This window comes from Pseudomonas sp. NCHU5216 (assembly GCF_052156495.1).
In the GTDB taxonomy this organism is placed as follows: domain Bacteria; phylum Pseudomonadota; class Gammaproteobacteria; order Pseudomonadales; family Pseudomonadaceae; genus Aquipseudomonas.
The window spans coordinates 45,127-51,617 of the sequence record NZ_JBQLIX010000037.1 but is presented as its reverse complement, the minus strand read 5'-3'; the positions used below and the strand labels follow the sequence as shown (position 1 = coordinate 51,617).

Below are 6,491 nucleotides of genomic sequence, written 5' to 3'. Positions count from 1 at the left end.
ATTCCCGGCAGGTTTGCTTGCCGAAAAGTGTCCACCATGTCCCCGCACACCTGTCCACCATGTGTCCGGTCCATACACCCGTCAAAAGTGACTCGCCCGGGAGGGCGAAACCAAAAACATCAACAAAAACGCGGCAATTCGGAACAGGCATAAGAACAACCAACACCTTATTGCCAAACCGGTATCAACCGGGCATGTAAGGAATCTGAAAAAACGGCCCGGGCTCACCCAGCCTGGCACGACGGGCCGTTTTCTATCAGTGGTGCTCGCGAGTCGCGCGGAATTTCACCTCCGGCCAGCGCTCTTCCATCAGGCTCAGGTTGACCCGGGTCGGCGCCAGGTAGGTGAGGTGACCACCGCCGTCCACGGCCAGGTTCTCGTAGGCCTTGTCCTTGAACTCCTTGAGCTTCTTCTCGTCGCTGCACTCGATCCAGCGCGCCGACCAGACGTTGATCGCCTCGTAGGCACACTCCACCTTGTATTCCTCCTTGAGGCGGCTGGCGACCACGTCGAACTGCAGCACACCCACCGCGCCGAGGACGATGTCGTTGTTGCGCTCGGGGAAGAACACCTGGGTGGCGCCTTCTTCGGCCAGTTCCTGCAGGCCCTGGCGCAGTTGCTTGGATTTCAGCGGATCCTTCAGGCGCACGCGGCGGAACAGTTCCGGGGCGAAGTGCGGGATGCCGGTGAAGCCCAGGCTCTCGCCTTCGGTGAAGGTGTCGCCGATCTGGATGGTGCCGTGGTTGTGCAGGCCGATGATGTCGCCGGCATAGGCTTCGTCCAGGTGCTCACGCTCGCTGGAGAAGAAGGTCAGCGCGTCGCCGACGCGCACGTCCTTGCCCAGGCGTGCGTGGCGCATCTTCATGCCCTGGGTGTACTTGCCCGAGCAGATGCGCATGAAGGCGATGCGGTCGCGGTGCTTGGGGTCCATGTTCGCCTGGATCTTGAACACGAAGCCGGAGAACTTCTCCTCGGTCGGCTCCACGCTGCGCTCGTTGGCCGCACGGGGCAGCGGGCGCGGCGCCCAGTCGACCACGGCGTCGAGTACGTGGTCGACGCCGAAGTTACCCAGCGCGGTGCCGAAGAACACCGGGGTCATCTCGCCCTTGAGGAAGGCCTCGGGTTCGAACTCGTGGCAGGCGCCCTGCACCAGTTCCAGCTCCTCGACGAAGCGCTCGTACATGTCGCCGAGGTGGTTGCGCGCCTCGTCGGAGTCCAGCTTCTGGATGATCCTGGCTTCGGTGCGCTCGTGGCCGTGGCCTGGGGTGTAGACGATGATGTAGTCGCCGGTCAGGTGGTAGACGCCCTTGAAGTCCTTGTAGCAGCCGATCGGCCAGGTGATGGGCGCGGCCTTGATCTTCAGCACCGCCTCGATCTCGTCGAGCAGCTCGATGGGGTCGCGGATATCGCGGTCGAGCTTGTTGATGAAGCTGACGATGGGCGTATCACGCAGGCGGCACACGTCCATCAGGGCGATGGTGCGCGGCTCCACACCCTTGCCGCCGTCGAGCACCATCAACGCGCTGTCCACGGCGGTCAGGGTGCGGTAGGTGTCTTCGGAGAAGTCTTCGTGGCCGGGGGTGTCGAGCAGGTTGATGATGTGCTCGCGGTAAGGGAACTGCATCACCGAGGTGGTGATGGAAATGCCGCGCTGCTTCTCCATCTCCATCCAGTCGGAGGTGGCGTGGCGGTCGGACTTGCGCGACTTCACCGTGCCGGCCACTTCGATGGCCTTGCCCATCAGCAGCAGCTTTTCGGTGATGGTGGTCTTACCGGCGTCCGGGTGGGAAATGATGGCGAAGGTACGGCGCTTGGCGACTTCGGCGGCCTGGGTGGTCATGAATACGTGCCTGGATGGAATCGTTGAGAGCGCCTCAGGTGCTGTACGAAAGATGCCTGCGCTCGGTGAGGCTGCGTTAAAAACAGCCTCAGAATGCTCATTTACAGCACGTAAACTCCGCTTCTTCGCCTGTTTTTGCCTTGCCTGACCTTCGCTCGACGACCTTTCGTACAGAACCTGGCGCCCGGAAAACTGCCGATTATACCGATAACTGCATGCTCTGGCCGAGGGGCGCCGATCGGCTTGCGCAGAAGGCTTTGGCAGGTGACTCGCGATGCGTAAAAAACACGTAAATGAATGGTTATGAAAATTATTCTTATATAGAGTAGCCGCCCGTCGTGGAGGGTCAGGTCGAGGGTGGCTCCGTCGTGTTCAAGAAAATCGTCTTCCAGTTGCACTGGTTGTTTGGCATCAGCGCCGGTCTGGTGCTGGCCATCATGGGTGTCACCGGTGCGCTGTACAGCTTCGAGGGCGAGATCACCCGGGCGCTGAATGCCGAGCACTGGCAGATTCGGCCAAGCGAGCAGGGGCCCCTCGAACCTGCTGAACTGGTGGCGCGGATCGAGGTGGCCAGCGCTGATCGTGTCACCGGGCTATGGCTCGACAACCGCCACGACGGCCCCGGTATCGCGTTCCTGATGCCCCTGCCAGGTGAGCGGCGTGGCCCGCGTGTCACGTTCGATCCATACACCGGGCGGCTGCTGGGCGAGCCTATCGGAGCGCAGTTCTTCGGCTTTGTGCTGCAATTGCATCGTTTCCTGGCCATGGGCGAAGTGGGCAAGCAGATCACCGCTGCCAGCACCCTGGCGCTGCTCTTCTTCTGTTTGTCCGGGCTGTATCTGCGCTGGCCGCGCCAGGCATTGAACTGGCGTACCTGGCTGACCCTGGACTGGAAGAAGAAAGGTCGCAGCTTCAACTGGGATCTGCATGCCGTCGCGGGTACCTGGGTGTTGCTGTTCTACCTCTGCGCCGGGCTTACTGGTCTGTACTGGTCCTATGACTGGTACCGCGAGGGGCTGACGCGAATGCTCGCCGATACGCCGTCGCCACAGCGTGGTAAAGGCCGTGGTGAACGTGAGGCGTCCAACGGCCCCGCCCCCGAAGTCGATTACGACCTGCTTTGGCAGGGTATCCAGCGGGCCGCCGGGCCCAAGCTGGTCGCCTGGAACCTGCGCCTGTCGCCAGTGGCCGGGCAGCCGGCGACCGTCTTCTACATGCTCGATGGCGCCGAGCACGTGCGAGCTTTCAACCAGTTCCTGATCGACCCGCAAACCGGGGCCGTCAGCCAGCACGAGCGCTATGCCGACAAGAGCCTCAAGGCGCAGTTGTTGACCAGCGTTTATTCACTGCATGTGGGCGAGTATTTCGGCCTGCCAGGGCGCATTCTGATGATGCTGGCCTCGGCAGCCATGCCGCTGTTCTTCATCACCGGCTGGCTGCTCTATCTGGATCGGCGACGCAAGAAGCGTGCGGTACTGGCGGCTCGCGCCGGGCTGCAGGCGGATGATTCAGGCGAAGGCTGGCTGGTGGGCTTCGCCAGCCAGAGCGGCTTCGCCGAACAACTGGCCTGGCAGAGCGCCGGGCAGTTGCAGGCTGTCGGCATCCCGGTGCGGGTCGAGCCGCTGTCGCGCATCGATGCCGACAGCCTGCGGCAGACGCACAAGGCGCTGTTCGTGGTCAGCACCTTTGGTGACGGCGAGGCGCCGGATGCCGCCCAGGGTTTCGAGCGCAAGGTGCTGGGCGCTGCGCTGCCGCTGGAACAACTGAGCTATGCCGTGCTGGCCCTGGGTGACCGCCAGTACCCGCACTTCTGTGGTTTTGCCCGGCGTATCAACCACTGGCTGGGGTTGCAGGGCGCGCAGCGCCTGTTCGACAGCGTCGAGGTCGATGGCGCCGACCAGGCCGCGCTGCAACGCTGGCAGCAGCACCTGAGCGACTTGACCGGCGCCGCGCCAGTGCGCTTCGAGCAGGCGCCCTGGCAGCACTGGAGCCTGGTCGAGCGCCGTTTGCTCAACCCCGGTAGCCAGGGGGCGCCAGTTTTCCTCATTGGCCTGACGCCGCCGGCGCAGAGCACCTGGCAGGCGGGCGACATCCTGGAGATTCGCCCGCGTCAGGCGCCGGCCACCGTGCAGGCCTGGCTGCAGCACTCCGGCTGCGATGGCTTGGAGCCGGTGACGCTCGATGGCCAGGCGGTGAGCCTGTGCGAAGCCCTGGCCGAGCGCCAGTTGCCAGAAAGCCTGGCGCATCTGGTCGGCCTGCATGCCCAGGCCCTGGTCGATGCCCTGGTGCCGCTGAGCACAAGGGAATATTCCATCGCCTCGGTGGCGGCCGACGGCGCGCTGCAGTTGATCGTGCGCCAGACCCAGCTGGCTGATGGCAGCCTGGGCCTGGGGTCTGGCTGGCTGACCGAGCACCTGGCGGACGGTGGCCACCTGCTGGCGCGGGTACGGCGCAACAGCGGCTTCCATCTGCCGGAGGATGACCGCCCGCTGATTCTGATTGGCAATGGCACCGGCCTAGCCGGGCTGCGCTCGCTGTTGCGCGCCCGCACGCTGGCTGGGCAGGGGCGTAACTGGCTGCTGTTCGGCGAGCGCAACCGCGCCTGCGACTTCTTCTGTGGCGATGAGCTGCAGGCGGCGCTGGCCGCAGGCGAGCTGCAGCATCTGGATCTGGCCTTCTCCCGCGATCAGGCGAGCAAGCGCTACGTGCAGGATCTGCTGCGCGAGCAGCAGCAGCGCCTGCGCGCCTGGCTGGCCGAAGGCGCGGCGATCTACGTCTGCGGCAGTCTGCAGGGCATGGCCGGCGGTGTGGATACGGCGCTGCGCGAATTGCTGGGTGAACAGGTGCTGCAGGCGTTGGTCGAGGACGGGCGTTATCGCCGTGACGTGTATTGATCGCGCTGGCCCGGCCTGTGTTCAGGGCGGGGCGATGCGTTGGCTGAAACGGCACTGCAATGGCAATGAAACACGGCTGCGCCAAACTGGCTGAAAGCCCCGCCTGTTCAGCATTCCAGGGCATTTCGTGCGATATCCGGAACGATGTGAAATTAGCGGGAATTTCCGGTTGATCTGAGGGGCGCATGGTCTTAAAGTCCGCGCCCGAACGTCCATGCTGGAAACGATCCATCCGGCTCAAGTACTGACGACGAGAGATCGCAGGTGGCTCACCGCGATCGGCGATGCTCGGCGACATGCCTTGGGAAGTAGGCGAACCAAAGTGGGGAAACTGTCAGACGTTCAGGCACGCGCGTTGCGCGGCCACCCCCTACACGTAGCGGAACCTGTCAGGCGTTTCGCTGCCCGAATCCATGTGTTCCCGGTTTAGCCAATGGAGTCCCGCATGTCGATCAAGGTCGAAGACTACTACGCACCCGCCACTTTCCAGCGCATGAAGGCGTTCGCCGATCAGCACGAAACCCCCTTCGTGGTGATCGATCGGCAGATCATCGCCGACGCCTATGACCAACTGGGCACCTGCTTCCCGTTCGCCAAGACCTACTACGCGGTCAAGGCCAACCCCGCCATCGAGATCATCGAGCTGCTGCGCGACAAGGGCTCGAACTTCGACATCGCCTCGATCTACGAGCTGGACAAGGTGATGGGTGCCGGTGTCGGCCCCGAGCGCATCAGCTACGGCAACACCATCAAGAAGGCGCGCGACATCCGCTACTTCTATGAGAAGGGCGTGCGCCTGTACGCCACCGATTCCGAGGCCGACCTGCGCAACATCGCCAAGGCCGCGCCGGGCTCGAAGGTGTACGTGCGCATCCTCACCGAAGGCTCCAACAGCGCCGACTGGCCATTGAGCCGCAAGTTCGGCTGCCAGCCGGACATGGCCCTGGATCTGCTGATCCTGGCCAAGCAACTGGGCCTGGTGCCTTACGGCATCTCCTTCCACGTCGGCAGCCAGCAGCGTGACATCGACGTATGGGACGCGGCCATCGCCAAGGTCAAGGTGATCTTCGAGCGCCTCAAGGAAGAAGATGGCATCACCCTGCAGATGATCAACATGGGCGGCGGCTTCCCGGCCAACTACATCCAGCGCACCAACGACCTGGAAACCTACGCGGCGGAAATCACCCGCTTCCTCAAGGAAGACTTCGGCGACGACCTGCCGGAGATCATCCTCGAGCCGGGCCGTTCGCTGATCGCCAACGCCGGTGTGCTGGTGTCCGAAGTGGTGCTGGTGGCGCGCAAGTCGCGTACTGCCGTGGAGCGCTGGGTGTATGCCGACGTGGGCAAGTTCAGCGGCCTGATCGAAACCATGGACGAGTCGATCAAGTTCCCCATCTGGACCGAGAAGAAGGGCGAGATGGAAGAGGTGGTGATCGCCGGCCCCACCTGCGACAGCGCCGACATCATGTACGAGCACTACAAGTACGGCCTGCCGCTGAACCTGGCCAGCGGTGACCGCCTGTACTGGCTGTCCACCGGCGCCTACACCACCAGCTACAGTGCGGTGGAGTTCAATGGTTTTCCGCCGCTGAAGTCCTACTACCTGTAACACCTTGCAGGTCAGCGACGCCCACCTCGTGTGGGCGTTCGTGTTTCTGCCTGTAGCTGTTCGCCGTGCGGCTCCGGCTGTAGTCGGGGTGCTCATGCAGATCGAGGGTCGGCATCGCCTTCATGCTGTGAGACGATGGCAACCAGCC

The 6,491-nt window shown here is 63.5% G+C and carries 3 protein-coding genes; 2 read left to right on the top strand and 1 reads right to left on the bottom strand.

Annotated elements, in window-relative coordinates; all coding sequences use genetic code 11:
- Positions 1 to 256 precede the first annotated feature (256 nt).
- Positions 257 to 1,840 (bottom strand): peptide chain release factor 3, encoded by a 1,584-nt coding sequence (locus tag ACSVIK_RS20995; RefSeq protein ID WP_442446150.1) that lies wholly within the window; start codon positions 1,838 to 1,840, stop codon positions 257 to 259.
- A 368-nt stretch (positions 1,841 to 2,208) separates the two neighbouring features.
- Here ACSVIK_RS20995 and ACSVIK_RS20990 point away from each other — a divergent pair, with 368 nt between their 5' ends.
- Entirely contained in the window at positions 2,209 to 4,734 is a 2,526-nt protein-coding gene (locus ACSVIK_RS20990) for a PepSY domain-containing protein (protein WP_442446149.1), read from the top strand.
- A gap of 445 nt (positions 4,735 to 5,179) precedes the next feature.
- Positions 5,180 to 6,343 (top strand): type III PLP-dependent enzyme, encoded by a 1,164-nt coding sequence (locus tag ACSVIK_RS20985; RefSeq protein WP_442446148.1) that lies wholly within the window; start codon positions 5,180 to 5,182, stop codon positions 6,341 to 6,343.
- Positions 6,344 to 6,491: the final 148 nt, after the last annotated feature.

What these genes read in the sequence shown, in the direction of transcription:
- ACSVIK_RS20995 (WP_442446150.1), bottom strand. Translation starts at nt 1,840, where the DNA reads ATGACCACCCAGGCCGCCGAAGTCGCCAAGCGCCGTACCTTCGCCATC.
- ACSVIK_RS20985 (WP_442446148.1), top strand. Translation starts at nt 5,180, where the DNA reads ATGTCGATCAAGGTCGAAGACTACTACGCACCCGCCACTTTCCAGCGC.